Raw genomic sequence first — 26,151 nt, 5'->3', positions numbered from 1 at the left:
TGCGCTTAGCTTACGGAAAATTCTACTTTTGAACACTCTGGTTTTTCGGGGGGATTACCAACGGGCCCATAACCAGGTGGTCAATCGGACACCATATCCCCTGCGGGTTATGGTTCCCTACGCTTCGTTTCGGTGCCGGTTATTGCTAGCGTTAGAGCATGAGATATATGGAAATATTTTTGTTGAGACATGCTGAAACAGAATCAAACCGGGCTGGCTCATTTAGTTCGGGTTGTGAGGATACTTTGACGCAGTTCGGGCATTGGCAGGCCCAAGCGATCGTTGGTGGTCTGATGGAATTGGGAATAAAAGCTATCCTTTGCTCTCCTTACTCTAGAGCCCTGAATACGATTGAGCCGTTCGCACAAGCCGCGTCGCTACCTGTCGTGGTCCATCCCTGTTTAGCTGAAGGCCAGTTGATACTTGATAACTCAGTTTCTCACGAAGAGCCCGTTTACGCGCCTCACGCGTCCGGTTATCTTTACCCAGCAAAAAACGAACAAGCCGGTGCGTTTCTCAGGCGGGTCATGCAGGCACAAGAGGTAATTTTCTCTCAATCTGCATCTAAAATTCTGGTCGTGACTCACGGGCACATGATACGAGAGCTGTTGAACAGATTTCTGGCGTTGCCAACAAAAACACGATTCCCTCATGACAACTGTGGACTAAGCCATGTTTCTGTGGGGGAGGTAAACACAATAAGCTTCCTTAATCGTGCCATGTGCTCTAACAAAGCCGTGCACCGGAGGCCATAAGCGTCGCTGATGAGCCAAGCTGGGCAATAAGCAAAGCGTCCTCCGTGACTTTGTATACCAGTCGGTGCTCTTCGTGGATTCGTCGAGACCCATAACCGGCAATGCTTGCCATATTGATGAACCGTTTTCGGCTCTGAGTCGATGACCGAAGCGCCTCTACTTTCCCGGTAGAGGCTCTTTTTTTGCAACAAAAACTTACCTGTCGTAACTGGATTATCCTTGTTGTCGAACAGTGTTCTGTCTATGCTTGATACGTGTGAATCAAACGACTGTCACATTGAGTGAATCAAGGCAGGATCGCCTTTCAATACATGACGATTCATAGAATCTTTCATAGCAAGTCGTCACAAGGAGAAGACACGTGAAACTCAGAACCCTACTTACCGCCTCGTTTGCCTCTACCGCTATGCTCGCCGCGGCACCGTCAGCATTCGCCGCCCCCAATGCTGATGGACTCTATCTGGGCATCGGTACCGGTTTCAGCTCACTGGAGAATGACGACGACGATGTCGATAATTTCATCTCCGATGGCGCCGAAGACTTTGATCTGGACGATGACGAAGACAACGTCTTCAAAGGTTTCGTCGGCTACGAAATCAATCCTTACTTCGCCACCGAAATCTTCTATGCCGATCTGGGTCGTACGCGCCTGGAGGGTAATAGTGACGCCAATACCGATTTGGAATCCGACGCCTACGGGGCGAGCCTGGTCGGTCAATTGCCCGTCACCTCCTGGTTTACCGCCTTTGCCAAGGCCGGTGTAGCCAAGTGGGAAACCGACGTCGACGGTAACCTGGGCGGTGCTAGCGTTGATCTTGAAGATCAGGACGGCACCGATCCGGTCTATGGTGTCGGCGCGCAGTTCAACTTCGACCCCTTCCTGGTACGTGCTGAATACGAGCGCTACGACTTCGACAGCGACTACAAGATCGATACCTTTACCGCGTCAGCTGGTTTCCGCTTCTAACCGTCAATCTGTTTTGCTATGTACGATATCAGCGCCGGGGCTAGCCCCGGCGCTGTCGTTTTATCTCACGCAACTCTCCCATACTTCCAGGCGGTACGCTGCCAGCGCGTTAAAGCGCTGAGCTAGCTCAGGTTCATAACCATTATCGGCCGCGTTACGATGCAACTTTTACTGATCGTGCTGTTATGAATGCCAACGTATCTGGCAAATTGTCGTTGGCACATACAGTAAACGAGGGAGCGCCTATGAACCTTCTATTCATCTGCAGTGAAAACAGGCTACGTAGTCCAACGGCGGAAAGTGTCTTTGCCGCTTATCCCGGCATCAAGGCAATCGGCGCTGGCACAGGAGTAAATGCGCAAACGCCCGTTTCCCGGGACTTGATTGAGTGGGCCAATATCGTTCTGGTGATGGAAAAGCACCACCAGGATGAGGTCGCAAGGACATACAGGGACGTGTTGAAGGATAAACCGCTGGTCTGCCTGGATATTCCCGATCACTATGAGTTCATGGAGCCGGAGCTCATCACCTTGCTCAAGGAAAGGGTGACAGAGTATGTGCGATTATCTTCTGGCAAAATATAGCCGGAGATTCGTCTAAGCGCGGCGACAATTACCCTGATACCGAAGATACATGAATAAAATTTATAGAAAGTACACCCACCAAGACGCCCAAGCGCTGGTCCTGCTAATGGCTCAGCTTGGCTATGACCACTCTGAAGAATCACTTTCAGCCAATATAAGCGCCGTGCGAGAGCAGAGTGGGGAAGTGTTTGTCGCGGAGGTGGCTGGAAACGTACGTGGCTGCGTGTCGGCTATTATCGATGTGCGTTTGGCCGAGGGCGTCAAGGGCGAGATCGTAAGCCTGGTAGTCAGCGAAGAGGCAAGAGGCCAGGGCCTTGGCAAGGGCCTGGTTCTCGAAGCGGAAAAATGGCTATCTGGAAAGGTCAGTGTGATACGAGTGCGCGCTAATGCGCGTAGGGAACAGTCCCACCTCTTCTACGAGTCTCTGGGCTACAGCAAGGATAAGACCCAGGCTGTTCTTATGAAGAAGAGCCCCCAGCTATGATCGCTGCTTCAGAACGGCTGGGGTTGCGCTACCGCAGGCCCGAGGATACCGCGTCGATCTTTAAAACCTACACTGGCGACCTGGGCTCAGCGAAGTACCTGGCTCGGCAGCCACACATTGACGTTGAGCAAACTGAGCGAATGCTCAAAAAGCTCTCGACCCCTGAGAGCCTGGCATCCAATGGCATGTGCATCTGGGTGATAGAGGCAATTAGAGACGGTACTACTGCAGGGCTGATAACCGTTGCCAGGGATGATGCGTCAATGGCTGTTCACTTCGGCATCGGCATCCCATACAGAGGCCGCGGGTTCGCAGCAGAGGCTTTGGCGCTCACCGCACAACATTTGCTCGCAACGGGTCAGACAGCAGACGTTCGTTCCTTCACAGATGTAGAAAACGCCGTCGCCCAAGCGGCTCTGGTAAAAGCGGGTTTCGTGCTCACGGGAAGAACCGAAGATTTTTACCGGGCCCCGCAGTTGGGTGGGGAATGTAGAGATGTATTCCGCTTTCAGTTTAGAGCTTAGTAAAAAGAATCCCTTAAGTCTTATTTGGCACGACTTCGTCGCTCAAAAATGGCTGGGTGTTGGCGATATGCCATTCGGTGTTTGCCATCATCGAGCCATCGTATGTCGCGTCGCTGTTGCGGAAGAGGTCGGCTTTCATGGTTTTGAGGCCGTTGACTTCCATTGTGGTTCGGTGCGCCTTTAACGAGTGCTATCGGAGCACTGGGAAACACTGCATAATCATTATTAACACTCACAAGGCTCGTGGGTGCTCCAGTGCAACGGAAGGCAATATGGAAAATATCTCTAACAAAAAGAGGTCTATTATGAAAAAGATAATTGCTGTCCTGTTCGCTTCAATGATGATTGTTGGCGTTGCTCATGGCCACTCTGGCGGAACTGACAAAAACGGTTGTCACGCCGGTTCTAAGCCTTATCACTGCCATTAACCAGTTTAGCTGCACTGTGGACAAGGTTTCTCCTCGGTGTAGTGTTACCCCCTTTGGTCACGCGGACGACGCTGAAAGACTATCGCTTGGACGCTATGCTCTTCCAAACTACTCCCACCAGCGTGATCGCCAATACGGCAAATAGCACAGCGGCGCCCGTCGAATCCAGCACCTGCAGCGTCAGTCCTGAAATGACCAGCCAGAGCGCGGGGATGATGGCGGCGATCCAGAGAGCGACACCCCGCAGCATGATCAGCGTCAGCCCCAGCGTGGTCACTGCCGTGGGGTCGGCGTGTAAGCCGAACACTTCCGCCTGGTACCAGGAACCGCCGCTGAGCGGCGCCATCAACGGCATGACGATCAGGCCGAAGAGGGCGATGGCTATGCCCATAACGACGGGCGGGCTGGTGCGGCGTGAGGCTTTGTCCATACCCCATCCCGTTAGTGCCATCACTACCAGCAGCACGGCCTGGGCGATAAAGGCGTTGCCCACATAGCCCCCCGCCCAGTTGAGCGCTGCGTAGCGCTGAAAGAAAAACGCCACGGCGACGAAGGCCCAGAACGGGGCGGGGAGCAGGCAGGCGAGTCGCGGGTGGTGTTTCAGCGCCAGTACCAGGGTGGCGGCGCCGAGCCCGAGGGTCAGCAGGTGCAGCGGCCAGAAGGTTTCGCCCATGCGTTCCAGTAGGCGGAAGTACACCTCCGCCGTGAAGGGAATAAAGTCCTGTAGCCGGTAGCTTGTCCAGGCGTTCATAGCGACTCGATATAGGCGGCCATCCGCTGCCGGGCGTTGGTCGAAGGCATGGGGGAGTGTCCGGCGAGCATATTCTCGCGCATGTGCTCGACCTGGGTGGTGGCGGGGATCGCGCAGGTGATCGCCGGGTGGCTGACGATAAACTTCAGCAGAAAGTCCGCCCAGGTGGTGCAGCCACATTCCTCGTTGGCCCAATCGGGCAATGGCGCGTCACGCCGCTTGAGGTTCTTGATCAGGCTGCCGCCATCATAAGGCCGATTGGCGATTACGCCGATGCCGCGTTCTTCCGCCAGGGGCAGTAGCCGGTTTTCGGCCTCGCGGTGGGTGATGTTGTAGGTGAGCTGCACGAAGTCGATGTCCTCTGAGGTCATGATCTGCTCGATCTCGCGGTGGCGCCGCCCGTGGGAGGTGGTGATGCCGACATGGCGGATGGCGCCTTCGGCTTTCATTTCCTGCAGCGCGGCCAGGTGCTCGCGCCAGTCGGTCAGGTTGTGTACCTGCACCAGGTCGAAGTGATCCACCGTCCAGCGGTCTTTCAGCTCGGCCACTTGCTCGCGGGCTGAGCCACCGGCGGGGCTCCAGACCTTCTCGGCGGAAAACAGGCTGTCGGGCGTTCCCAACTGCTGCAGGGCATGGCCCATCACATCCGGCGCCGAGCCATACATGGGCGAGGAATCGATCAGGCCGCCGCCATGCTCGAAGAATGCCTTGACCACCTCGGTACGCGCATCGAGCAACTTTGGGTCGTTGCCAACGTTGAAGGTGCGCCAGGTGCCCATGCCGATAACTGGCAGCGTTTTATCAGTACCTGCAAAAGCCTTCTGACGCATCCCACCCGTGTTGGCAAGCAGCGGCACGCTTGGCAACATCGTGGCGGCCAGCGTGACGCCGATGAGCGTAAGGCTTTGTCTGCGCGTGATGCGATGCTTAGTGTGATGTGTGATGCGATAGCTCATAGCGGTCGCTCCTTCCATTTTTTAGGGATCGGCAACGTGGCCGCCAATACCAGCACAAAGCAGGTCAGCACAAACACCTTGTTCACAAACCAGTTGGTACGCCAGATCGACCACTCGGGGTCATTGAGAAAGCGCACGAACAGGGTGCCGATGATGAGGATTTCAAGGACGGACATGCCCACCGCCAATGCACGCGTATAGCGAGGCTGTTTGAGCAGCGCCCACCCAAGCCAGACGTGCGCCAGGGGCCATAGATCCCAATAGATATACCGCGCCCAAGGCTCCCCGTATGCCAGCGCATAGCCAACGGGGAACAGGTATTTGATAAACAGCGTCCACGCCGCGAGGATGAACAGCAGGTGGGCGAGAAAGCGTGTCCAGGCATTGGGTGGGGCAGGCAGTGACATGGCATCGCTCCAGTGCTGGGCCGTTGACGGCCTGGCCTTACACCATCTGCAAGGACTGTTTGCGCGTTGGCGGAGGAAAGGCCGCGTCGATCTGTGCCAGGTCATCGTCGTCGAGTCTGACGGTATCTGCCTTGGCGTTCTGTTTGAGGTGATCCAGGTTAACGGCTTTGGGAATAGCGATCACCTCGGGATGGCGCAGTGACCAGGCGAGGGCGATTTGCGCAGTCGTGGCGCTGTGCTTGTCGGCGATGCGTTGCAGGGTGGCGTCATGCAGTAGCGCGCCGCCTTGGCCGATGGGGCAGTAGGCCATGAGCGGCATGTTTTGCTGTGCTTGCCAGGGCAGCAGGTCGTACTCAATGCCCCGTGCTTCGGGGTTATAGAGCACCTGGTTGGTGGCGCAAGCGGGTACGTCGAGTTCTGCCAAGTCGTCAGTGTCGAAGTTGGACACGCCCCAGCGCTGGATCTTGCCCTGCTCGCGCAGCCGCTCAAACGCTGCCACTGTTTCGCTCAGTGGGTACTGGCCGCGCCAGTGCAGCAGGTAGAGATCGATAGTCTCGGTGCCCAAGCGGCGCAGGCTGCGCTCGCAGGCGGCTTGAACACCCTGGGTGCTGGCGTTATGCGGGTAGACCTTGCTGACCAGATACACCTCGTCGCGCCGGTCACGGATGGCTTGGCCAACCACCTCTTCAGCGCCGCCCTCGGCATACATCTCGGCGGTATCGATCAGCGTCATGCCCAGATCGATACCTTCCCTCAGCGCCCTGACTTCCGCCTGCCGCTGCCCGGCATCTTCGCCCATATGCCAAGTGCCCTGGCCGATACGGGGAACGCTTTCGCCGCCTAGTTCGATCGTTTGCATATCTCTTCCCGGTTGTGAAGCTGTTCCGACGCATGTTCATAAAGCTGAATCGACCACCATCAAGGCGATATAAATGAGCCGCTGATGCCGACCGAGCCCAGTAGGCAAGTCAGTCAAAGCAATTGTCAGTCAAAAATAGTCGCTCATGCCATCAGTGGTGCTACAAGGAGGCCTCCGGCCAGCCATAGCATCGCAATAACGACAAGGCTACGCAGAACCCAGGTGCCTGCCCCTGCGCCGCCATGGTCATGATGATGCTCATGGCCATGGCCCGAATCAGCGTGTTTGGCCCGGTACCAGAAAAACACCAGCACCGCGGATATGGCCAGGAATATCAGGTTGAGTATGAAACCGTAATTCACCTTGAAATGGTCACGTTCCGTTGCTGTTTGTACGCTAGTGGCATCCGGCAGCAGGCCGAACGCCGCGAAGCCGTAATGCATGATCAGGGAAACAAACACCAGCCCACAAAGCAGCAACGCTAGAATATACAGCGACATCTTCCAGCCATAATATTGCGCATTAATTCTCAGAACCGGCAGTACCACCAAATCCGAAAAAATAAAGGCCATGACGCCCGCGAAGCTGACGCCGTTACCGAAAAGCACCGCCGCCAAGGGAATATTCCCCATGGAACCGATAAAGGTGAAAAAGGCAGCAAAAGGGCCGATTAACGTTTGAGCGAGCAGGGATAAAAAGCCCAGATCACCTTCTGTCTGGCCAGCGCCAGGAAAAAGCCCATGGAAGAAGCTTTCAGGCACGAAGGCGGCAATCACGCCCGCCACGGTAAAGCCGATTAACACATCCTTCCATACCATCTGCCATTCCATGACATAGGTCATGCCGATCTGCTGCCAGCCCTTACGGCTGGTCAGTTTTGACTGCCAGCTCGCCTGCTGGTCGCCATGCTGATGTTCTTCATCGCCATCATCAAGCCGCTCCCTGGCTTGTTTAATCAGCTTTTTGGGGTTGGTGATGCGAATGAAAAGCCAGGCAAAAAGGATCAGCAGGATGCCGCCGATATACTCAGCCACGACGAACTGCCACGCCAGGAAGATCGAAATGACGATACCCAGCTCAATCACTAGGTTGGTGGAGGCGAGCAGAAACGCAATGGAGGGCGCTAATCCAGCCCCCTTCTGGAACAGGCTACGCGTGGTGGCCAAGGCTGCAAAGCTGCAAGAACTGGAGATAAAACCGAAGAAGGTGCCCAGCGCCATGCTGCGCGGGCCGGTTTTACCCATGGCTTTTTGCATACGTTCCTTCGTTACCAGCACTTGTATCAGGCTGCTGATGATATAACCCAGTACGAATGCCCAAAGGGCCATCCAGAAATAACCGGTACTGGTAAGCGCAGCCTGATGCCAGAGGCTGATAAAATCCATATTGGCTCCGGTTGATTAAACAAAGATCTAGTAAAAGCTAGCAAGGTTTAGCCGAATCAACAAAGATGGCAATCTCTCATCATGGTTGCTGCAGAGGCGGGATCACCCCCAGGAGAAGTAAGGCAAAAGCAGCATCCCGACCAACGGCGAGGCCGAGAGTGGTTCAGTCGGGTTCGGTAACTAGCGAGGCTAGCGTCGGCGATAACAATGCGTCATGACATGACCCTACCTGATTGGGTGAGGGATTGTGCTTGGTCATTGAGACCGCCGAGCAAAGCATTAAGTGATTGCTCCCCATCCAAGTGGGCGAGAAGCAAAAAGCGGATAGTCTTAAGCCTTCACAATGCCTTGGCACTGTAGATGCGCCGTTGAATCAGAGCGCATTGCAAAGCACCTCACTTTTCAAAGATAAGCGCGTCCGGGTTGGCGCCCAGCTCTTTCAAGGCTGCCATGATGCTCTCGTTGAACGGATCCGGGCCGCAGACGTAGAAGGCCTGGCTCATGTCCTTGATATGTGATGTCAGGAAGGCCTTGTCGATGACGCCATCGGTAAAGATATGGTCGCCGGACGGCTTTTCGTCGGTGATGACGTTGATGAACTGGTCTCCCAGCATCGTCGCGAATTCTTCCTTGAGGATGATGTCGCGTTCTGACTTGTTGGAGAAGATCAACTGGTTGTTGCCGAGCTCGCCCTTGCGATGCAGGTCGCGCAGAATGGCGATAAACGGCGTTACCCCCGCACCGCCTGCCAGGAACACACCTTCGTCCTTGTATTCGATGGTGCCCCAGGGCTCGCCAACGATCAGCGAGTCCCCCTCCTTGAGCTGGCCGATCTGCTGGGTGACGCCCTCGTGGTCCGGATAGATCTTGATGACGAATTCCAGCCACGGATCCGACACCAGCGAAGAGAACGTGAACGGCCGTTTCTCGTCTGTCCACCCTTCACGATTGACGGCGACCTCGGTTGCCTGGCCAGGCGTAAAGGTGTATCCCTCAGGCTTGGCAAGCCGTATCTGTTTGACATCATGAGTGAGATTGCGGATTTCCTGGATTTCGAGTGTATGGTCCATACTTCGCCTTATGCCTCTCATCGTTAGGTTGCAATACGTCATGTTGGCCGTGGGAGCGTCGGGTTGCAAAGCCGGGCATTAAACGCAAGGAGACACCATGGATAACGCAGTGTATTGGTACGCGGTGGCGTCAGTGCTGCTTTTTTTGAAGATGTTCGCGATTGCCGTGTATCAAGGGTTTCATCGCATCACCAAGATGACGTTCAAGACCCCCGAAGATGCCGCCTTTGTAGGTAGAGACGCTGCGAAAGAGGAATTGCCCCAGGTGCAAAGGGCCGCTCGTGCCTGGTCAAACGACGTTGAAAATATCCCCATCTTTCTGGCGCTCGGGGTTGCTTACGTGTGGGTGGGCGCCGCGCCAGGTTTGGCGGCCTGGCTTTTTTTGACGTTTACCGGCGCCCGTTACGTGCACACCTTTTGCCTGCTGGCGGGGCTCCAGCCCTGGCGAACGGTGGCGTATTTCGTCGGCGTGGGGTGCATGTTTGTGATGTGTGGCCTGATTATGTCGGCACTTCATTAAAACGACCCAGGATTGAGCACGCACGCTTTTCCAGCGCCCTGTTGTAACCGATAAGGGTTAGGCAATATGCCTCAGGCAGGCTCGGGCGCTGCTCTGGCCCCTCGCAAGTAGCTGACGTCAGCCCGTGGCGGCGCGCCGAACATGCGGCTATATTCGCGGCTGAACTGGGAGGGGCTTTCATAGCCAACCCGGTAGCTGGCGGTGGCTGCTTCCAGCCCTTCGGCCAGCATGAGTCGTCGGGCTTCGTGCAGGCGCAGCTTCTTCTGGTACTGTAGGGGCGACATGCGTGTGACCTGGCGGAAGCTGTGATAAAGCGTCGATTCGCTCATGTTGGCGGCCGCTGCCAGCTCACGAATCTTGAGCGGCTGTGTATAGCGTTCCTTAAGGGCATAGATGACCCGTGCAATTCGGTTTGCCTGGGAATCAGAGGCGGCAAATCGGCGCATGTGCGGCCCCATGGCCCCCATGAGTGCCCGGTAGATCAGCTCCCGGCGGGCCAGCGGTGAAAGCACCTTGATGTCTTCCGGGGAGTCGAGCAGGCTCAGCAATCGATAGAGCGCGCCCTGCATACGTGCATCCATGGGGGCCGATTTTAATCCGCAGTCCATCTCGGGGCAGATCGTATCATTCCCCGCGAGCGGCGCAGTGTCGCCCAGTTCCAGTATCAGTCCTGCGACCTCCTGAGGATTCACCGAGACCTTCACCGCCAGAAAGGGGGTTTCCGGGGTCGCATAGTCAATCCTGCCGACCACTGGCAGGTGAACGGCGCTGCCCATGTAGCTGGGCCCGGTGTAGACAATCTCTTTGTCACCCAACAGCACCGTCTTGCTGCCCTGAATGACAAAGCACAGGCACGGGTCGTAGACGGCACAGTGGAAGGTGGTGGGTGAGTCAGCGCGTACCAGCTGCACCTCGGCAATCGCCGTATCCTGAAGCTCTTCCAGGGGCGTCCAGCGCCGGGCGATTCTGCTCAGCTGATGCAGCGTGTCCGTAGAATGGCTAGCTTGCATGGGCAAGGTATCGGTCAATGGCTCTCCTCCCTAACAGCTTGCAGTATATGCCTTCGTTTCATGGGACGAGGGCTTTTTCATTTGCTTTTGCAGGATCAGGCAAGCACTGCGCAGAAAACGACAACCCATGCTGTGTGTCACACAACGGTCATTATCCTCAAAACCCTAGTAGCAGGCTTATCAAAATACCCCGCCAGATGAAGCCTTGCACGTCTCGCGACAGAATCAGGCAATCTTCTCGCAGGAACCCGATACCCTCTTTGTCCCCGCTCACCCTATGGTAGGCATCCTCTGGTAGGTGTTTCGCATTCAGCTCGATCCTGCCAATCCGCCAGCTCTGCTTATGACAACAACATCACTGTCGATTCTGGCGCTATTTAAGCGACTGGAAAGCTGACCGCTAACGCGGTACGAAATAGATCACCAACGCGGCTATCGGTTTCCGATAGCCATTGGAGCAAGTCATCATGGGAAGTTTGAATCAAAGAACTCGCTCAACGAGTGGCCGGGGGATCCTCCCGTTTTTGCTGTTAATGGTTTTGCTGACCGGATGTGAAGCCAAGAGCGAGGAGGCAGCGGCAGCGCCACCACCGCCGCCAGAAGTCGAGGTGGTGGATATCGTTGCTCAGCCGGTCGTGTTGAGCGAGTCTTTCACCGGGCGGGTAGAAGCGGCGGAAACGGTTGAGCTAAGGCCCAGGGTCAGCGGCTATATCGAGGAAGTGGCGTTCGAGGAGGGGGAACTGGTGGAGCAGGGCGACTTGCTGTTCCAGATCGACCCTCGCCCCTATCAGGCGCGAGTCGGCGCCGCCCAGGCTGAGCTTGCCCAGGCCAGGAGCCAGAGCGCCCAGGCCGCCAGTGAGGCCGAGCGGGCCCGTGTGCTGCTGGGGCGCCAGGCTATTTCCCAGGAAGTACATGATCAGCGCCAGTCGGCCCTGAACAATGCCCGCGCCATGGTGGATGCTGCCGAAGCCGCGCTGGATACCGCCGAACTTGATTTGGCGTATACCCGTATCACCGCACCCGTCAGCGGCCGTGCTGGTCGGGCCATGGTGACCCGCGGCAATCTGGCTAACGCCGACCAAAGCCTGCTGACCACTGTCGTCAGCATTGACCCAGTCCATGTCTACTTCGAAGCGGACGAACAGGCCGCCTTCGCCAGCCAGGCACTGATGGTCGATGGCGAAAGCAGTCTGACGATTGAGTTGGGTGGCGACCCACAGCGTCAATACACGGGCACGCTGGACTTTATCGACAATCGCTTGAATCCCAGTACAGGCACCCTGCAGTTCCGGGCGCTGCTGGCCAACCCTGACGGCCGTATCCGGCCGGGAGAATTTGCCCGGGTTGAGGTGCCGATAGCCCGTTTGGAGCAGGCGCTGCTGGTGGAGCGCAAGGCGATCCTGACCGACCAGGACCGGCGCTACGTGTATGTCGTCGATGGTGATAACCGGGCAGAGCGGCGCCAGGTAGCCACCGGTCGGCAGATGGGCGAACAGATGGTGATCACCGAGGGGCTCAGCCCCGGTGACCGGGTGATCGTCAACGGGGTGCAAAAGGTGTTCTTCCCCGGCATGCAGGTAAGCCCGCAAAGCGTCGCTGCCGATGCCCCTGTTTCCGATGACCAGCCCGCTCTTGCGGCCAGGGAGGAGTAGACCGCCATGAATTTCTCCCGTTTCTTCGTCGACCGACCGATCTTTGCGGCGGTGCTGTCGATTATTATCCTGGCGATCGGGCTGATCTCCATCCCCAACCTGCCGATCAGCGAGTACCCGGATGTGGTGCCGCCCTCGGTGGTGGTGCGCACCGTCTATCCGGGAGCCAACCCGAAGGAGATCGCCGAAACGGTGGCGACGCCGCTGGAGGAAGCCATCAATGGCGTTGAGGATTTGATGTACTTCAAGTCCGTCGCAGGCTCTGATGGCGTCCTGCAGATGACCGTCACCTTCCGCCCGGGTACCGATGCCGAAGAGGCTGCCGTTCGGGTGCAGAACCGCGTCAGCCAGGCCGAGGCGCGGTTGCCGGAAGCAGTGCGCCGCCAGGGCGTGACTACCCAGAAGCAGTCGCCTACGTTTCTGATGGTTGTTCACCTCACCTCGCCTGGGGGCGAATACGACACTCTTTATTTGCGCAACTACGTGCGGCTGCATGTCAGGGATCGCCTTGCCCGGCTCGAAGGGGTAGGCGATGCCCAGATATTTGGCGGGGGTGACTACGCCATGCGCGCCTGGCTGGATCCTGATCGCGTCGCCGCCCGTGGCTTGACCGCCAGCGATGTGGTGGCGGCCATGCGGGAGCAGAATGTCCAGGTCTCTGCCGGGCAGTTGGGCGCCGAGCCCATTGAAGAGAGTGATTTCCTGACCCTGATCAATGCCCGCGGGCGGCTGGAAACGGTGGAGGAGTTTGGCGATATCGTCCTCAAGCGCGGTGACAGCGGCGATATCTTGAGGCTCTCGGACGTGGCTCGGCTGGAGATGGGCGCCGGGGACTATACCCTTCGCTCGCAGTTGGACGGCAATGAGGCGGTGGCCATCGGTATTTTCCAGGCGCCGGGCGCCAATGCGCTGGCGATCCGCGAGCAGGTGGTGGCCACCATGGATGAACTGTCTGAACAGTTCCCAGAAGGCGTTGAGTATGAGGCCGTCTATGACACCACCATCTTCGTCAGCGATTCGATCAAGGCCGTGGTGAAAACCCTGCTGGAAGCCGTGCTGCTGGTGGTGCTGGTGGTCACCCTGTTTCTGCAAACCTGGCGCGCTTCGATCATTCCGTTGTTGGCAGTGCCGGTATCGGTGATCGGCACCTTCGGGGCGCTCTATCTGCTGGGCTACTCCATCAACACGCTGACCCTGTTCGGTCTGGTGCTGGCCATTGGCATCGTGGTGGACGACGCCATCGTGGTGGTGGAGAACGTCGAGCGGAACATCGGCGAAGGGCTCAATCCCAAAGCCGCCGCCCACCAGGCAATGAAGGAAGTCTCCGGCCCGATCGTCGCCATCGGCTTGGTGCTGTGCGCCGTTTTTATCCCCATGGCGTTCCTTTCCGGGGTGACCGGGCAGTTTTACCGTCAGTTTGCGGTGACGATTGCCATCTCTACGGTGATCTCCACGATTAATTCGCTGACCCTCTCGCCCGCTTTGGCGGCCATGCTGCTCAAGCCCCATGACGCGCCCAAGGATCGCCTTACCCGTGTCATTGACGGGTTGTTCGGCTGGATTTTCCGCCCCTTCAATCGCTTCTTTAATGCCAGCGCCAACAAGTACCAGGGCGGCGTGGCGCGCTCTTTAAAACGCCGGGGCGCGGTGTTCGTGGTCTACGCCCTGCTACTGGCGGGTACCGGGGTAATGTTCAAGATGGTGCCGCCCGGGTTTATCCCGGTGCAGGACAAGCTTTACCTGATTGCCGGCGTTATCCTGCCGGAAGGTGCCTCCCTGGAGCGAACCGACCAGATGCTCCAGGAGGTCGTGGATATCGCCATGGAGACCGAAGGCGTCGAGCACGCCATCGCCTTTCCTGGCCTGAACGCGCTGCAGTTCACCAATACCTCGAATACGGGGGTCGTATTTCTCACTCTTAGCCCCTTTGGTGAGCGCAGTCTCACGGCCGCGGAGATAAATGCCAGCATCAATCAGGGCATCGGCGGGCTGAAGGAAGGGTTTGCGTTTGCCTTTATGCCACCCCCGATTCTGGGACTCGGCAATGGTTCGGGCTATCAGATGTTTATCGAGGATCGCGGCAACCTTGGCTACGGGGCGTTGCAGCAGGCAGTCAATCAGTTCCAGGGTGCCATTGCTCAGACGCCGGGCATGACCTTCCCGATCAGCAGCTACCAGTCCAACGTCCCGCAACTGGATGCCGAGGTGGACCGGCTCAAGGCCAAGGCCCAGGGGGTACCGCTAACCGAGTTGTTTGATACCCTGCAGACCTACCTTGGTTCGACGTACGTCAATGATTTCAACCGCTTCGGCCGTACCTGGCAGGTGATCGCCCAGGCGGACGCGCCTTACCGGGCCAGCGTGGAAGATATCGCTCGCCTGCGCACCCGCAATGATCAGGGAGAAATGGTGCCAATCGGCACCATGGTCAACATCACCCAAACCTTCGGCCCGGATCCGGTGCTGCGCTACAACGGCTACCCGGCGGCGGATCTGGCCGGGGAGGCTGACCCAAGAGTGCTTTCCTCTGCTCAGGCCATGGATGCCATTAACGCGCTGGCGTTGGACGTGCTGCCGCCGGGTATGGCGTTCGAGTGGACTGACTTGAGCTACCAGCAGTCCACCCAGGGGAACGCGGCGCTGGTGGTCTTCCCGCTGTCGATCCTGCTGGTGTTCCTGGTGCTGGCGGCCCTCTATGAAAGCTGGACGTTGCCCTTGGCGGTGATCCTGATTGTGCCCATGTGCATGCTCTCGGCGCTGATTGGCGTCTGGTTTGGCGATGGTGACAACAATATTTTCGTGCAGGTGGGGCTGGTGGTGCTGATTGGCCTGGCGTGCAAGAACGCCATCCTGATCGTGGAGTTTGCCCGGGAGCTGGAGCTGCAGGGCAGAAGTATCGTGGACGCCGCCCTGGAGGCCTGCCGACTGCGGCTACGCCCCATCATCATGACCTCCATTACCTTCACCGCCGCCGTGCTGCCGCTGGTGATTGCCACCGGCGCGGGTGCCGAGGTGCGGTCAGCGCTGGGCACGGCGGTGTTTGCGGGCATGATCGGGGTGACCCTGTTCGGGCTATTCCTCACCCCGGTGTTCTATGTGGCGCTGCGCAAGCTTTCGGGTTCTCGGCCGCTGGTCAGCCATCACAGCGCCACCTTGGAGGGCACGCCTCAGCCTGCCAGCCATCCCCAAAGCTGATGATAGAGCGGAATACCCATCAGCACATTGAAGGGGAAGGTGAGTCCTAACGACGCCAGCATGGCAAGGCCTATGTTGGCGTCTGGAATCGCGGCGCGAATGGCGACGGGGGCGGCAATGTAGGAGGCGCTGGCGGTAAGACTCGCCAGAATCACCGCGGAGCCAGCAGGCAGCCCAAGCCAGTACGCCATCATCAACCCCAGGCAGGAGAGCGCAACGGGCGCTGCCAGGGCAAAGATGATCAGGCGGCTGTGCCCCCAGCGCAGGCTGCGCAGCGTCTCTGCTGCCACCAGGCCCATTTCCAGCAGGAACAGCGCCAGAATGCCCTGGAAAGCATTGGTGTAAAGGCTGGTCACCGATTCGCCGGCATTCGGCCCGTATAGCCAGCCGATCAAAACGCCGCCGACCAGCAGGATGACGCCGCGATTGGTCAGCGTCTCGTGCCACAGGCTCGACATACTAGTGGCGGAACCTGCTTGGCTAAAGCGACGATAGAGCAAAATCCCGAGCATAATCGCCGGCAGTTCAAGCAGCACCAGATACAGCGTTACCTGCCCGCCGGTCATCAGGCTGTGCGCTTCGGTATACGCCAGGGCAACAGCGAAGGTACCGGCGCTAACCGAACCGTAGTGGGCAGCAAGGCTGGCGCTGTCTGCCAAAGAGAGCCGCACCAGGTAGCGAACAACGGGGAAGATGATCAGCGGGATTAAAATGCCCAGCAGGGTAACCCCGGCAAGCTCGATTAATAGAGCCGTATTCAGGCTCCCGTGCAGCGCCATGCCGCCCTTGAGGCCTATGGTCAGCATCAACAGCAGACTTAGGATGTCATAAGCGGCTTTGGGAATGCTGAGATCGGAGCGCACCACACCGGCGACAACACCTAGTACAAAAAACATGACCACAATATCCGGCACGGCAACTCTCCTTGAAGGACTGGGCTTGAAGGGCTGGGGGTGAATGAACAGGGCAACTACTTTAGCGATTCCAATGGATTGATGAAAACAAATAAGCTTTATATAGTCATAGAGGATTATCTATGGTGTAAGCAATGAAAGTTCGACAACTGACCTTCCGCCTGCTGCAGGTCTACGCCGACGTGGTACGCACAGGCTCGATTACCGCCACCGCCAACCGGCTGCATCTGACCCAGCCGACGGTGTCTCAGCAGTTGAAGCGGCTGCGGGAGATTGTTGGCGAACCCATCGTGCGTCAGGAAGAGGGGCGCGTAGTTCCCACCGAGGTCGGCCAGGCGCTCTATCAGCTAAGTCAGGACTTGCTCAGCCGCACCGATGTGTTCAGCCAGTATCTGGACGAATACAACCGCGGCGGCCGCGGACATTTCAGTATTGGTTTAGTGAATACCGCCCAATACGTATTGCCGCGGCTGTTGGGGCCCTTCAGTCAGGCTAACCCCCAGGTAGACGTCACGGTCGAGATCGGTAACCGCCAGCAGATGCTCAATCGCTTTGAGCGCCACGAAGATGACCTCTACGTATTTAGCCACCCGCCTTCGGACGACGCCGTGATGGCCGCGCCTTTTCTGAGCAATCCGCTGGTGGTGGTAGGGCCCGAAAACAATCGCTGGGCGAATATTACAGATCTCACCATGGAGGCCTTGAAAGACGAGCGTTTCCTGCTGCGTGAACCGGGCTCGGCGACCCGGCATACCTTTGATGCCTGGCTATACAGCGCGGGCATTGAGCTGCGCTCCACCCAGCAGATCGCCAGCAATGAAGCGATTCGCCTCGCCGTGGCCTCCGGGATGGGGTTGGCGGTGCTGTCGCGCCATGTGGTGGCGGATTCGCCCAAGGGCGTTCAAGAGCTGCCCTTGAAGGGTTTTCCGCTGAAAAGCCGCTGGCACTTCGTGGTGCGTCGAGAGCGCCGTCTACCGCCCGCCGCCTATCGTTTCCTGAGTTTTGTACAAGGTCTGCTGGCGCTCGAGTTTAATGAACCGGAAGGAGAACTTGCCGTCGCTGAGCTGCTACGAACCCTGGACATTGAGAGACGGTAGCTTACTTATTCTGCATTTGAGGCGTCTCGTGCCGCCTGCAACAACCCAATAACATCGTCATCGCTGGTCTGGGTAAAATCCCGGTAGTGCTCGCCCACGGCGTTGAAGGGCTCGGGGGTTGCCAGGCAAATCACATCGTCGACATCGCCAGCCAGTTCATCCAGTGTCGAGGTCGGGGCAACGGGCACGGCCAAAGTGACAGTGGCAGCCCCCGCCTGCTGCAGTGCCCTGACGGCTGCCTTGGCCGTGCCGCCGGTGGCGATACCGTCATCTATCAGTAGTACCCGGCGTCCGCTCACGTTTACCGGCGCCCGGTCGCCTCTGTAAGCGTGGCGACGGCGGGTAATCTCGCGCTTTTGTCGTTGTATTTCCTCTTCGATATAGCGCTCGGGTACCTGCAGCATCTCCACCGTCTGCGAATTCATCACCACCTGAGATGGATCGCCATCCACCACCGCGCCGATACCGAACTCGGCATGCCCCGGTGCGCCCAGCTTGCGTACCACCAGGACATCCAGCGGCAGTTGAAGACGCATGGCCACTTCGTAGGCCACGGGCACACCGCCGCGCGGTAGGGAGAGAACGATGTCGTGGTGTTGGCCGGTCAGTGCGTTGGCGAGTTGACGTCCTGCGTCATGTCGATTTTCGAAGCGCTCTTGACGGTTGGGCATGAGTAACTCCTGAACACCCTATCGGTGGGCGCCCGCCACGCTATTGACGGGGCTGGGTGTCATCACACGATGGATTAACGCTCCTTAGACTATAGTAAGAGGTAGTGGCTTATCCAAGCCGGGTCGGTTCTTCATCGACCACTATTGCGGTAACCCTTGTGAAGGAGGCGTAATGCTGCTCAAAGGATCATGCCACTGCCAGGCAGTGACGTTCAGCGTAAAGTCACACCATCCCTATCCTTTTAACCGCTGTTACTGTTCGATATGCCGCAAAACGGCGGGTGGCGGCGGCTATGCGATCAATCTTGGTGCCGATAACAGTACCTTGAGGGTCAGTGGTGAAGAGCATATTGCCATCTACCGAGCCGTGATCGACGGCGAGGAAAGCACTGGCGAGCGGCATTTTTGCCAGCATTGCGCCAGTGCCCTCTGGGTTTACGATCCCGAATGGCCTGAGCTTGTTCACCCTTTCGCCTCGGCGATCGATACACCGTTGCCTTCGCCGCCCAAGAAAACGCACATGATGCTGGGCAGCAAAGCGGAATGGGTCGAAGTCAACGCGCCGATACAGGACAAGTGCTTTTATGCCTACCCGGACGAGAGTCTGGCCGAATGGCATCAACGCCTCGGGCTGGAGCAGTGATGCAGGCAGATAGGCGCTACCGGGCGTGTGCCTGCCGGTATAGCCACCACGCATCTACCCCAAACGAATAGGCTAAAGATAGCAGGGCGCTTAATGCCAGCATTTCCGTAACGCCGGAGGAGGTCAGCGGCGTCAATGCCAGCAGGAGCGCCACCACCTGCCAGACGCATACGGTTTTGCGGCGCATGCTGGCAAACAGCGGTTGGGTCAGCCAGGTGAACCGCCAGCCAGCGGCCACAAACAGGTAGCGCATCCCACCAATCAGCACTACCCACCCGCTTATCGATTCAAGCCACAAACCCACGCAAAGCAGCATGATCAGCAGGGCATCCAGCTCCATATCAAAACGCGCGCCGAACGGTGAAGCGCTTTGCGTGCGGCGTGCTAACCAGCCGTCAACGCCGTCCAGCAATAGAGCGAGTATGGCAATGGCCAGCCAGAGCCATATGGCGGCCATGAACGCCTGGTTGGCCAGTGCCCCTGCCACCAGCGCGACCAGCACCGCCCTGGCCAGTGTCACCCGGTTCGCCCAGCCCAGCAGGCCATGAGGCCAGTAAGTCGTCACTAACCCACCGATTAGCGCATAACAAAAAATGGCAACGCCCCAGTTAAGCGGTCCGGGTAACAAACCAGGCAATAGCCATCCTGAAAGAACCAGTGCGATGCCGCCCAGAAAGACTTCCATGGCCGTTTGCCAGCGCCTGGTGGTTGTAACAGTCGGTGTATTGGTGAACAAATACATGGCACTCCTGCCATCACGATCGTTGCATCGATAAAATAATTCGATGCAAATATTTTTATATGTACCATTCTTGTAGAAGAAGGTAGGGTTGTCTAGTCTGCAACATCGAATATCCGATTGTTTAACGCTACGCTAGAAAGGTGCTGTCAGTGAACACAATTCGACACCAGCTTGATCTAACTGGTTCGTCATTGCACATCGGCATACCCCAGGAGAAGCGAGCGGCACAAGGAAGGAGTGCTGATGAGCAACAGCAATAACGCGACGGCGTTCTGGGTGACCCACCCAGGCCGTGGTGAACTCAGGCATGAGACATTGCCAGCGGCGGGTGAGGATGACGTTCTTGTGCGTACCCTCTATACCGGAATCAGCCGTGGCACCGAATCGCTGGTATTCAATGCCCGCGTGCCGGAAAGCGAGTTTGCCCGCATGCGAGCCCCCTTCCAGGCGGGTGATTTCCCCGCGCCGGTCAAATACGGTTACGCCAATGTGGGCCATGTTCTGCAGGGTCCGCCCAAGCTACTGAACCAGCGCGTATTTTGTTTGTACCCCCATCAAGACCACTTCGTGGTGCCCGCGTCGGCGGTGCTACCGCTTCCAGATGCCTTACCGGCCGAGCGCGCCGTGCTGGCCGCCAACATGGAAACCGCGATCAACGGTGTCTGGGATGCCGAACCTGTACTGGGCGAACGGATCAGTGTCATTGGTGCGGGCGTCGTTGGCGCGCTGGTAGCCTATCTATGCGCCCGGATACCCGGCGTCGAGGTGCAGTTGATCGATATCAACCCCGACCGCGAATCGCTGGCAGCGGCGCTGGGCGTGCCGTTCAGCCTGCCTGAAGCGGCCAGTGCCGAGCAGGACTGCGTGATTCACGCCAGCGGCCACGCAGACGGCCTGCGCCAAGCGCTGAGCCTGGTGGGTAATGAGGGGCGCATCATCGAAATGAGCTGGTTTGGCGAAGGCGAGGTATCGGTGCCCCTTGGCGGTGCTTTTCATTCCCGGCGGCTTACCCTGCGTGCGAGTCAAGTGGGTCAATTGCCGCCTCGCTTGCAGCCACGCTGGGATTATCAGCGGCGGCTCCGCCTGGCATTGAACCTGCTGCTAGACGATCGCCTGGATGCCCTGATCAGCGGGGAAAGCGACTTTACCCGCATGCCTGACCTGGCTCCCGCGCTGTTGGCATCCAGTAGCACCGAGCTGTGCCATCGTCTGCGCTATTCCCACTAACGCTAAATACGACAGGAGTGTCTATGTACCGCTTATGTGTCCGTGATCATTTTATGATTGCCCATAGCTTCAAGGGTGACGTCTTTGGCCCAGCCCAGCGCACCCACGGCGCGACCTACGTGGTGGATGTCATCTTCCAGCGACCTGAGCTTGATGATGATGGTCTGGTCATCGATATCGGCTTGGCGGGTGAGACGCTTAAAGCGGTCCTGGCAGGCTACAACTACCAGAACCTGGATGAGGTGAATGAACTGCAGGGCCACAATACCACCACTGAATTCATGGCCAAGGTGATTTATGACCAGCTTGCTGCCGCGATTAATGCAGGCGAGATGGGCAAGACGGCCCGGGGGCTGACCCATCTCGAGGTTAAACTGCATGAGTCGCACGTGGCGTGGGCGAGCTACGAAGGCGCACTATGAACCAGCGCTTTAGCCTGATAGTGGCTGGCGATCCAGACCAACGCACCGGCGGCTACCTTTACGATGCCCACATCGTTTCGGCGCTGCGGGCACAGGGCTGGGTAATCGAGGTGATCGGGCTGGACGGGGCGTTTCCGGACGCCGACGCTGCCGCGACCCAGGCATTGGCGGGCGCATTGGCGGCCCAGCCCGATGGCGCGACGGTCGTCATCGACGGTCTGGCCATGGGCGCATTGCCCGACGTGGTGAACCGCCACGTGGATCGCCTGGCCATCACGGCACTGGTGCATCACCCGCTGGGCGATGAATTGGGCCTGGACGCGAATGATCAGCAGCGGCTTCATCAAAGCGAGTTGCGCGCCCTGGCGGCGGTCCCGCGGATTATCGTGACCAGCCACTTTACCGCCCGCCGATTATCGGCGCTGGCGGACGAATACAGCCTACCGCTGGTCGCCGCTGTCAGCGTTGTCGAACCCGGCGTTGAGCAGGCGCCGGTGAGCCCTGCCTGCGCGCCGGGTGAGCCACTGAACTTGTTGTGCGTGGCGACCTTGACGCCCCGCAAAGGCCAGGACGTGTTGATTGAAGCCTTGGCCGGGCTCAAGGCAAGCCGCTGGCGCTGCGACTGCTTCGGTGGCGCACGGGATGCTGAGTTCACCCTCCGCTTGCAGTATCTGATTGAATTTCATGGCCTGGAGGGGCAGGCCACCCTGCATGGCGAGTGCGACAGCGATACCCTCGAAGCCGCCTACCATAACGCTCATGCCCTGGTGCTGCCTTCCTGGTACGAAGGTTATGGCATGGTGGTGACCGAGGCGCTGGCCCATGGCCTGCCCGTCATCACCACGACCGGCGGGGCATTGCGCGATACCTTGCCCGCCGGTGCCGGTTTAAGCGTTGAACCCGGCGACGTCGAGGCCTTGCAAAGCGCTATCGAGCGGTTCTGTGACGATGGCGACCTGCGTGCCTCACTGCGCCAGGGAGCCATCGAGGCCCGCCAGACACTCAAGGACTGGCCCGCCGCGGCCGAGGCATTTGCCAGTGCGCTAGCGGCAACACCGGTGCCCCTGGTGTCGGGTAGCGAATTTCCTGCCTCTTGGTTGGCGCTGCGCGAGCCGGTGGATCACGATTCACGCTCCCAACGCCTTGTCACGCTTGCCAATGAGTGGCTGTCTGCCTGTCCCACGCCTCATCGGCTGGTGGACCTGGGCTGTGGCCGGGGCAGCAATGTGGATTACCTGGCACCTCGTCTAGCTGGCCCGCAAACCTGGACCCTGATCGACCACGACGCCACCTTGCTTGGCGACGCCCGGGCGCGGGTGATGACTTTACGGGATGCAAGCGGACAGTCCATCGCTGCCGACACCGAGGCAGCCTCTTTTGCCCGTCTCGACACCCCGGTGTTGAACGGCGCGCACCTCATCACCGCCTCGGCACTGCTCGATCTGGTTTCGAAGTCCTGGATTGATCAACTGGTTGCCCACTGCACTGCGCATCGTCAGGGAGTGCTCATGGCGCTCAGCGTTACCGGTGACTGGTGGTTTACCGACCGCCATAAACGGCCGGTTGCCGATGACGAAGATCAATGGGTGCGCGATCTTTTTCGTGCCCATCAGCAGCGCGATAAAGGCCTTGGCGGTGCCCTTGGTGGTCGCGCGCATGCCACCCTTGCGGCTGCTTTTAAGGTGGTGAATTACCGCGTTGAAGAAGCGGATACGCCGTGGCAGTTATCGGCGGGTAATCCTGTCCATCAGCCGCTGATGGCGTCATTGATCGAGGGCTGGGCGTCGGCGGCCAATGAACACGCGCCCCACGCCACCGGCCGCATTGCCGACTGGGCTGCCCAGCGCCGCCAGGCCGTCGCCAGCGGTGAGCTGGGCATCTGGGTAGGCCACCGTGATCTGCTGGCCTTGCCCCAGGAAGCACAACCCCAGGGGGAGGCGTAACACCATGGTCAATGCGCAGTGGTGGCACTCCCCGTGGCTGCGCCGCGTGGTCGTCAGCGGCTTGCTGCTGGGGGCCGTTGCGCTGTGGGTCGACCCTCGGGCGATTGTCGCGCAAGTGCAGCGATTCTCCCTTGGCTGGGTGCTGTTGGCACTACTGATCAGTGTCGGTCAGGTCGCTCTTAGCGCCTGGCGGTGGCAGCTAACCGCCAGGTTGATCCAGGTGCCCATGCGCTTCGGTTATGCGCTGCGCGAGTATTACCTGGCCTTGCTGGTGAACCAGCTATTGCCGGGCGGCGTCTTGGGTGATGCGGGGCGTGCTCACCGGCATGCCAGCCAATCCGCCTCAAGGGGGCGGGCGTGGCGCGCGGTGATTATCGAGCGGGTCTCCGGCCAGGTGGCCATGGGGTTGCTGACGCTTGTGGCGCTTGCGCTGTCGCCGCTGTGGCATGCAGCGCTTGGCTGGTCGGTGTGGTTATCCATCGGTGTCGCCGGGGCGCTGTGCGTGGGGGGGATCTCGGCGCTTGTCGGTCTGGCACGTAAAGGGTCGGTCAACTTGCCTGGCTGGTGTCTGTCCGTTGGCCGGGATATCCAGCGCGGCCTGTTAACGGCTGGTGTCTGGCCTCTTCAGTTGCTGTCCTCGCTGACCATTGTACTCAGTTATGGCCTGGTCATGGTTTGTGCGGCCCGGGCGATCGGCGTTGAGCTGCCGGTGTCGAGCCTGTTGGCTCTGGCACCGGTGGTGCTACTTGCCATGCTGGTGCCTTTGTCGGTGGCCGGTTGGGGCGTGCGTGAAGGCGCCGCAGCAGGCGTCTGGATGTGGGTGGGCTTGCCCGTCGCCCAGGGCGTGGCGGTGTCGCTGGCCTACGGTGTCGTCGTTCTGCTGGCCAGTTTGCCGGGCCTTTGGGTGGCCATCGGCCGCCGCCATGCGGCACTACCCCCCGAAAGTGGCCGGGCGCAGCAGGACATCGAACAGGGTGTCTTCGCCACAACGGAAGGTTCGCAGCGCGGGGCGCAGCGCAGTGTCCAGCGTTTCAATGGGTGTCATCTGCAATCCAGGGCGCCCCGAGCCGATCAGCAGCGGCGCAACAAGCAAGTGCAGCCGGTCGACCACGCCTGCCTCGATAAACTGAGAGACGGTAATCCCGCCGCCCTCGACCAGGATCCGGCGCAATTGGTGCGCGTCGAGCAGTTCAATGACATCGCGGGGTTCGAATTGGCCTCGGTCATTCAGCGGCAGCACGCAGCGCTTCACGTTGGCAGGCGGGGTGGGAGGCGTGGCATCCGGCCCGATCACATGCAGGGTGGGTGCCACGCGGGTCTGAAACAGTTGCCGGTCCATCGATACGCGGCCACGCGGGTCGAGTACAACGCGAGTGGGGTTAACGCCGCTAACGTGGCGCACGGTCAACTGCGGATCATCCGCATCGGCGGTACCGGCACCGATAACCACGGCATCGGCAAGCCCCCTCAGTCGGTGCAGATGCACAAGGCTCGCCCGCCCGTTGATGTAGTGGGAATGACCGCTCTGGGTGGCGATGCGTCCGTCCAGGCTTTGTCCCAACTGCGCCACCACCCACGACGCCCTCGTTGCCAGGGGGGCCAGGCAGCTTGCCAGCTCGCTGGCCTCAGTGGCCATCGGGTTCCCGTCATCCGGGAGTTGGCCTGCCAGCAGGCGCTGCCAGATGGCGTCCGGGATGACGTCAGTGTCGGGGCTCAATCGATTCGTACGTTCCATGGAGTCGGGCATGACGCCTCCGTTCGGGATCAATCGTTGCATCATGCGGTGCACGGCGACCCGGCGCAAGCGCCACTCGCCCGTCACGCCAGTCAGCCAGGAGGCTTCTATGTATCACATTGAACGCGCCATCTTTGATATTCGACGAGGGCTCCCCGTGGTGGTGAAGGCGGGCGATCAGCAACTGCTGGTTCAGGCCCTGGAGGGCGGCGAGTCGGTGAATGAGCTGACCCGGCTCTCAGGCTCGCGGCCTTCGCTGGTGTTGACGCGCCACCGTCTGGACGCCATGGGGGTGTCGATCACCTCTGATGCTGCCTACCTGCCCCTGGCAGCCCAGATGGACGAGGGTGCCCTGCATACGCTGGCCGTCGCACAGGTAGCGCCAGGTGATGCGCCGACCCTGCTGAGCGGCTTGCAGCCAGCGGGTACTGCCGAGCGGGCTGCCCTGGCGCTGATGCGCAGGGCCCTGCTGATCCCTGCCGCCCTGATTGCCGTGGTGGGCGACAAGGCAGCTGAAGGAATCGCGCAACAGTTGGCGAAGGGGGAACTGCTGGCGGTTGATGCCAGCGATGCCGAGTCCTGCCTGAACGGGGCACCGGGCATGCTCAAGCGGGTCAGCGAAGCTCGCATTCCGTTAGAAGATGCCGCCGAGAGTCGGTTTGTGCTGTTTCGTGAGCCGGATGGCCTGCGTGAGCATGTGGCCGTGGTCATCGGTCGACCCGAGGCGCACACCGAGGCCGTGCCGCTGCGCATGCACTCGGCGTGCCTGACCGGTGACCTGTTTGGCAGCCTGCGGTGTGACTGTGGCGAGCAATTGCGTAACGCCGTCGCCGATATCGAGGCGATGGGGGGCGGCGTGCTGCTGTATCTGGCTCAGGAAGGCCGGGGAATCGGCCTGGCCAACAAGCTTCGCGCCTATACCCTGCAGGACGATGGTCTGGACACCGTCGATGCCGACCAGATGCTGGGCTTTGGCGATGATGAACGCGATTACGCCGTGGCGGTGGATATGCTGCATGCGCTGGATATTTCCCGCGTGCAGCTGCTCACCAATAACCCGTTGAAAATGCAGGCACTCAGCGAAGGCGGGATTGAGGTGGTTGCTCGTCAGGCACTGTACGGCCGCTTGACCGATCAGAACCACCGTTACCTCAATGCCAAGGCCACCCGAGCCGGGCACTTTTTGGAAGAGGTGTTGAGTAGTAAGTGA

27 protein-coding genes and 1 pseudogene are annotated in these 26,151 nt (G+C 59.1%); 15 read left to right on the top strand and 13 right to left on the bottom strand.

The window, feature by feature from the left end; all coding sequences use genetic code 11:
* The first annotated feature begins 167 nt into the window (after window positions 1-167).
* Window positions 168-755 carry a histidine phosphatase family protein gene (locus tag ADS46_RS18510; RefSeq protein WP_199825205.1) on the top strand — a complete coding sequence of 196 codons (588 nt, stop codon included), beginning with the start codon at window positions 168-170 and terminating at the stop codon, window positions 753-755.
* On the opposite strand, the gene ADS46_RS18505 is transcribed toward ADS46_RS18510, so the two are convergent.
* Window positions 727-867, bottom strand: a complete 141-nt coding sequence (locus tag ADS46_RS18505; protein ID WP_082926032.1) for a type II toxin-antitoxin system YoeB family toxin — start codon at window positions 865-867, stop codon at window positions 727-729. The two genes, ADS46_RS18510 and ADS46_RS18505, sit on opposite strands and share 29 nt — an antisense overlap.
* 249 nt (window positions 868-1,116) lie before the next feature.
* Between ADS46_RS18505 and ADS46_RS08530 the strand changes: the two genes are divergently transcribed.
* The 4 genes from ADS46_RS08530 to ADS46_RS08515 all read left to right on the top strand — a co-directional run bounded on the left by ADS46_RS08530 (window position 1,117) and on the right by ADS46_RS08515 (window position 3,314).
* Entirely contained in the window at window positions 1,117-1,722 is a 606-nt protein-coding gene (locus ADS46_RS08530; RefSeq protein WP_066318832.1) for a porin family protein, read from the top strand.
* Between the two features lie 245 nt (window positions 1,723-1,967).
* Window positions 1,968-2,306 (top strand): low molecular weight protein tyrosine phosphatase family protein, encoded by a 339-nt coding sequence (locus ADS46_RS08525; protein ID WP_066318829.1) that lies wholly within the window; start codon window positions 1,968-1,970, stop codon window positions 2,304-2,306.
* Between the two features lie 49 nt (window positions 2,307-2,355).
* Complete coding sequence (locus ADS46_RS08520) at window positions 2,356-2,790, top strand: GNAT family N-acetyltransferase (protein ID WP_066318825.1); 435 nt, start codon at window positions 2,356-2,358, stop codon at window positions 2,788-2,790.
* Window positions 2,787-3,314, top strand: a complete 528-nt coding sequence (locus ADS46_RS08515) for a GNAT family N-acetyltransferase (protein WP_066318822.1) — start codon at window positions 2,787-2,789, stop codon at window positions 3,312-3,314. The genes ADS46_RS08520 and ADS46_RS08515 overlap by 4 nt, the downstream gene beginning before the upstream one ends.
* Before the next feature lie 13 nt (window positions 3,315-3,327).
* On the opposite strand, the gene ADS46_RS18740 is transcribed toward ADS46_RS08515, so the two are convergent.
* The 7 genes from ADS46_RS18740 to ADS46_RS08485 form a co-directional block, all read right to left on the bottom strand.
* Window positions 3,328-3,477: a hypothetical protein gene (locus tag ADS46_RS18740; RefSeq protein ID WP_156524489.1), complete on the bottom strand. Its 150-nt coding sequence runs from the start codon at window positions 3,475-3,477 to the stop codon at window positions 3,328-3,330.
* Between the two features lie 344 nt (window positions 3,478-3,821).
* A complete protein-coding gene (locus ADS46_RS08510; protein ID WP_066318819.1) occupies window positions 3,822-4,493 on the bottom strand; it encodes an MFS transporter permease in 672 nt (223 codons plus the stop codon).
* Entirely contained in the window at window positions 4,490-5,449 is a 960-nt protein-coding gene (locus ADS46_RS08505) for an aldo/keto reductase (protein WP_066318817.1), read from the bottom strand. Before ADS46_RS08505 ends, ADS46_RS08510 begins: the two co-directional genes overlap by 4 nt.
* Complete coding sequence (locus ADS46_RS08500) at window positions 5,446-5,856, bottom strand: hypothetical protein (RefSeq protein ID WP_066318815.1); 411 nt, start codon at window positions 5,854-5,856, stop codon at window positions 5,446-5,448. Before ADS46_RS08500 ends, ADS46_RS08505 begins: the two co-directional genes overlap by 4 nt.
* A gap of 37 nt (window positions 5,857-5,893) precedes the next feature.
* Window positions 5,894-6,715 carry an aldo/keto reductase gene (locus ADS46_RS08495; RefSeq protein WP_066318812.1) on the bottom strand — a complete coding sequence of 274 codons (822 nt, stop codon included), beginning with the start codon at window positions 6,713-6,715 and terminating at the stop codon, window positions 5,894-5,896.
* Window positions 6,716-6,858: 143 nt separating this feature from the next.
* Window positions 6,859-8,100 carry a permease gene (locus ADS46_RS08490; protein ID WP_066318809.1) on the bottom strand — a complete coding sequence of 414 codons (1,242 nt, stop codon included), beginning with the start codon at window positions 8,098-8,100 and terminating at the stop codon, window positions 6,859-6,861.
* A 395-nt stretch (window positions 8,101-8,495) separates the two neighbouring features.
* Window positions 8,496-9,170, bottom strand: a complete 675-nt coding sequence (locus ADS46_RS08485) for an FAD-binding oxidoreductase (RefSeq protein WP_066318808.1) — start codon at window positions 9,168-9,170, stop codon at window positions 8,496-8,498.
* Between the two features lie 97 nt (window positions 9,171-9,267).
* On the opposite strand from ADS46_RS08485, the gene ADS46_RS08480 reads away from it, so the two are divergent.
* Window positions 9,268-9,690, top strand: a complete 423-nt coding sequence (locus ADS46_RS08480) for an MAPEG family protein (protein ID WP_066318805.1) — start codon at window positions 9,268-9,270, stop codon at window positions 9,688-9,690.
* Window positions 9,691-9,761: 71 nt separating this feature from the next.
* Here ADS46_RS08480 and ADS46_RS08475 read toward each other — a convergent pair whose 3' ends face one another.
* The gene (locus ADS46_RS08475; protein WP_420706114.1) at window positions 9,762-10,700 is read right to left on the bottom strand and encodes an AraC family transcriptional regulator; all 939 of its coding nucleotides are present in this window, start codon (window positions 10,698-10,700) and stop codon (window positions 9,762-9,764) included.
* A gap of 467 nt (window positions 10,701-11,167) precedes the next feature.
* On the opposite strand from ADS46_RS08475, the gene ADS46_RS08470 reads away from it, so the two are divergent.
* A complete protein-coding gene (locus tag ADS46_RS08470; protein ID WP_066318801.1) occupies window positions 11,168-12,352 on the top strand; it encodes an efflux RND transporter periplasmic adaptor subunit in 1,185 nt (394 codons plus the stop codon).
* A gap of 6 nt (window positions 12,353-12,358) precedes the next feature.
* Window positions 12,359-15,547 carry an efflux RND transporter permease subunit gene (locus ADS46_RS08465; RefSeq protein ID WP_066318799.1) on the top strand — a complete coding sequence of 1,063 codons (3,189 nt, stop codon included), beginning with the start codon at window positions 12,359-12,361 and terminating at the stop codon, window positions 15,545-15,547.
* On the opposite strand, the gene ADS46_RS08460 is transcribed toward ADS46_RS08465, so the two are convergent.
* A complete protein-coding gene (locus ADS46_RS08460; RefSeq protein WP_066318798.1) occupies window positions 15,520-16,461 on the bottom strand; it encodes a sodium-dependent bicarbonate transport family permease in 942 nt (313 codons plus the stop codon). The two genes, ADS46_RS08465 and ADS46_RS08460, sit on opposite strands and share 28 nt — an antisense overlap.
* 134 nt (window positions 16,462-16,595) lie before the next feature.
* Here ADS46_RS08460 and ADS46_RS08455 point away from each other — a divergent pair, with 134 nt between their 5' ends.
* Window positions 16,596-17,558, top strand: coding sequence for a LysR family transcriptional regulator (locus tag ADS46_RS08455; RefSeq protein WP_066318796.1), 963 nt, complete (start codon window positions 16,596-16,598; stop codon window positions 17,556-17,558).
* Window positions 17,559-17,563: 5 nt separating this feature from the next.
* On the opposite strand, the gene ADS46_RS08450 is transcribed toward ADS46_RS08455, so the two are convergent.
* Window positions 17,564-18,229, bottom strand: coding sequence for a phosphoribosyltransferase (locus ADS46_RS08450; protein ID WP_066318792.1), 666 nt, complete (start codon window positions 18,227-18,229; stop codon window positions 17,564-17,566).
* A 172-nt stretch (window positions 18,230-18,401) separates the two neighbouring features.
* Here ADS46_RS08450 and ADS46_RS08445 point away from each other — a divergent pair, with 172 nt between their 5' ends.
* On the top strand, window positions 18,402-18,872 hold the full coding sequence (locus tag ADS46_RS08445; RefSeq protein WP_066318787.1) for a GFA family protein: 471 nt from the start codon (window positions 18,402-18,404) through the stop codon (window positions 18,870-18,872).
* A 16-nt stretch (window positions 18,873-18,888) separates the two neighbouring features.
* Here ADS46_RS08445 and ADS46_RS08440 read toward each other — a convergent pair whose 3' ends face one another.
* Complete coding sequence (locus ADS46_RS08440; protein ID WP_066318785.1) at window positions 18,889-19,614, bottom strand: CDP-alcohol phosphatidyltransferase family protein; 726 nt, start codon at window positions 19,612-19,614, stop codon at window positions 18,889-18,891.
* Between the two features lie 243 nt (window positions 19,615-19,857).
* On the opposite strand from ADS46_RS08440, the gene ADS46_RS08435 reads away from it, so the two are divergent.
* From ADS46_RS08435 to ADS46_RS18985, 4 genes and pseudogenes are all read left to right on the top strand, one after another.
* A complete protein-coding gene (locus tag ADS46_RS08435) occupies window positions 19,858-20,841 on the top strand; it encodes a zinc-dependent alcohol dehydrogenase (RefSeq protein ID WP_066318782.1) in 984 nt (327 codons plus the stop codon).
* Window positions 20,842-20,864: 23 nt separating this feature from the next.
* Window positions 20,865-21,263 carry a 6-pyruvoyl trahydropterin synthase family protein gene (locus ADS46_RS08430; protein WP_066318779.1) on the top strand — a complete coding sequence of 133 codons (399 nt, stop codon included), beginning with the start codon at window positions 20,865-20,867 and terminating at the stop codon, window positions 21,261-21,263.
* Entirely contained in the window at window positions 21,260-23,206 is a 1,947-nt protein-coding gene (locus ADS46_RS08425) for a glycosyltransferase (protein ID WP_066318776.1), read from the top strand. The genes ADS46_RS08430 and ADS46_RS08425 overlap by 4 nt, the downstream gene beginning before the upstream one ends.
* 4 nt (window positions 23,207-23,210) lie before the next feature.
* Window positions 23,211-24,089, top strand: a pseudogene (locus tag ADS46_RS18985) (lysylphosphatidylglycerol synthase transmembrane domain-containing protein); the annotation flags it as partial.
* Between the two features lie 48 nt (window positions 24,090-24,137).
* Here ADS46_RS18985 and ADS46_RS18865 read toward each other — a convergent pair.
* Window positions 24,138-24,842: a RibD family protein gene (locus ADS46_RS18865; protein ID WP_234346794.1), complete on the bottom strand. Its 705-nt coding sequence runs from the start codon at window positions 24,840-24,842 to the stop codon at window positions 24,138-24,140.
* Window positions 24,843-25,050: 208 nt separating this feature from the next.
* Here ADS46_RS18865 and ribA point away from each other — a divergent pair, with 208 nt between their 5' ends.
* Complete coding sequence (ribA, locus tag ADS46_RS08415) at window positions 25,051-26,151, top strand: GTP cyclohydrolase II RibA (RefSeq protein WP_066318769.1); 1,101 nt, start codon at window positions 25,051-25,053, stop codon at window positions 26,149-26,151.

The organism is Halomonas sp. G11 (genome assembly GCF_001663515.1).
Taxonomy (GTDB): domain Bacteria; phylum Pseudomonadota; class Gammaproteobacteria; order Pseudomonadales; family Halomonadaceae; genus Vreelandella.
The sequence above is the reverse complement of the archived record's forward strand: the minus strand, read 5'-3'. Positions and strand labels throughout refer to the sequence as shown.

What these genes read in the sequence shown, in the direction of transcription:
- ADS46_RS18510 (WP_199825205.1), top strand. Translation starts at nt 168, where the DNA reads ATGGAAATATTTTTGTTGAGACATGCTGAAACAGAATCAAACCGGGCT.
- ADS46_RS18505 (WP_082926032.1), bottom strand. Translation starts at nt 867, where the DNA reads ATGGCAAGCATTGCCGGTTATGGGTCTCGACGAATCCACGAAGAGCAC.
- ADS46_RS08525 (WP_066318829.1), top strand. Translation starts at nt 1,968, where the DNA reads ATGAACCTTCTATTCATCTGCAGTGAAAACAGGCTACGTAGTCCAACG.
- ADS46_RS08520 (WP_066318825.1), top strand. Translation starts at nt 2,356, where the DNA reads ATGAATAAAATTTATAGAAAGTACACCCACCAAGACGCCCAAGCGCTG.
- ADS46_RS08515 (WP_066318822.1), top strand. Translation starts at nt 2,787, where the DNA reads ATGATCGCTGCTTCAGAACGGCTGGGGTTGCGCTACCGCAGGCCCGAG.
- ADS46_RS18740 (WP_156524489.1), bottom strand. Translation starts at nt 3,477, where the DNA reads ATGGAAGTCAACGGCCTCAAAACCATGAAAGCCGACCTCTTCCGCAAC.
- ADS46_RS08510 (WP_066318819.1), bottom strand. Translation starts at nt 4,493, where the DNA reads ATGAACGCCTGGACAAGCTACCGGCTACAGGACTTTATTCCCTTCACG.
- ADS46_RS08505 (WP_066318817.1), bottom strand. Translation starts at nt 5,449, where the DNA reads ATGAGCTATCGCATCACACATCACACTAAGCATCGCATCACGCGCAGA.
- ADS46_RS08500 (WP_066318815.1), bottom strand. Translation starts at nt 5,856, where the DNA reads ATGTCACTGCCTGCCCCACCCAATGCCTGGACACGCTTTCTCGCCCAC.
- ADS46_RS08495 (WP_066318812.1), bottom strand. Translation starts at nt 6,715, where the DNA reads ATGCAAACGATCGAACTAGGCGGCGAAAGCGTTCCCCGTATCGGCCAG.
- ADS46_RS08490 (WP_066318809.1), bottom strand. Translation starts at nt 8,100, where the DNA reads ATGGATTTTATCAGCCTCTGGCATCAGGCTGCGCTTACCAGTACCGGT.
- ADS46_RS08485 (WP_066318808.1), bottom strand. Translation starts at nt 9,170, where the DNA reads ATGGACCATACACTCGAAATCCAGGAAATCCGCAATCTCACTCATGAT.
- ADS46_RS08480 (WP_066318805.1), top strand. Translation starts at nt 9,268, where the DNA reads ATGGATAACGCAGTGTATTGGTACGCGGTGGCGTCAGTGCTGCTTTTT.
- ADS46_RS08475 (WP_420706114.1), bottom strand. Translation starts at nt 10,700, where the DNA reads ATGCAAGCTAGCCATTCTACGGACACGCTGCATCAGCTGAGCAGAATC.
- ADS46_RS08470 (WP_066318801.1), top strand. Translation starts at nt 11,168, where the DNA reads ATGGGAAGTTTGAATCAAAGAACTCGCTCAACGAGTGGCCGGGGGATC.
- ADS46_RS08465 (WP_066318799.1), top strand. Translation starts at nt 12,359, where the DNA reads ATGAATTTCTCCCGTTTCTTCGTCGACCGACCGATCTTTGCGGCGGTG.
- ADS46_RS08455 (WP_066318796.1), top strand. Translation starts at nt 16,596, where the DNA reads ATGAAAGTTCGACAACTGACCTTCCGCCTGCTGCAGGTCTACGCCGAC.
- ADS46_RS08450 (WP_066318792.1), bottom strand. Translation starts at nt 18,229, where the DNA reads ATGCCCAACCGTCAAGAGCGCTTCGAAAATCGACATGACGCAGGACGT.
- ADS46_RS08445 (WP_066318787.1), top strand. Translation starts at nt 18,402, where the DNA reads ATGCTGCTCAAAGGATCATGCCACTGCCAGGCAGTGACGTTCAGCGTA.
- ADS46_RS08440 (WP_066318785.1), bottom strand. Translation starts at nt 19,614, where the DNA reads ATGTATTTGTTCACCAATACACCGACTGTTACAACCACCAGGCGCTGG.
- ADS46_RS08435 (WP_066318782.1), top strand. Translation starts at nt 19,858, where the DNA reads ATGAGCAACAGCAATAACGCGACGGCGTTCTGGGTGACCCACCCAGGC.
- ADS46_RS08430 (WP_066318779.1), top strand. Translation starts at nt 20,865, where the DNA reads ATGTACCGCTTATGTGTCCGTGATCATTTTATGATTGCCCATAGCTTC.
- ADS46_RS08425 (WP_066318776.1), top strand. Translation starts at nt 21,260, where the DNA reads ATGAACCAGCGCTTTAGCCTGATAGTGGCTGGCGATCCAGACCAACGC.
- ADS46_RS18865 (WP_234346794.1), bottom strand. Translation starts at nt 24,842, where the DNA reads ATGGCCACTGAGGCCAGCGAGCTGGCAAGCTGCCTGGCCCCCCTGGCA.
- ribA (WP_066318769.1), top strand. Translation starts at nt 25,051, where the DNA reads ATGTATCACATTGAACGCGCCATCTTTGATATTCGACGAGGGCTCCCC.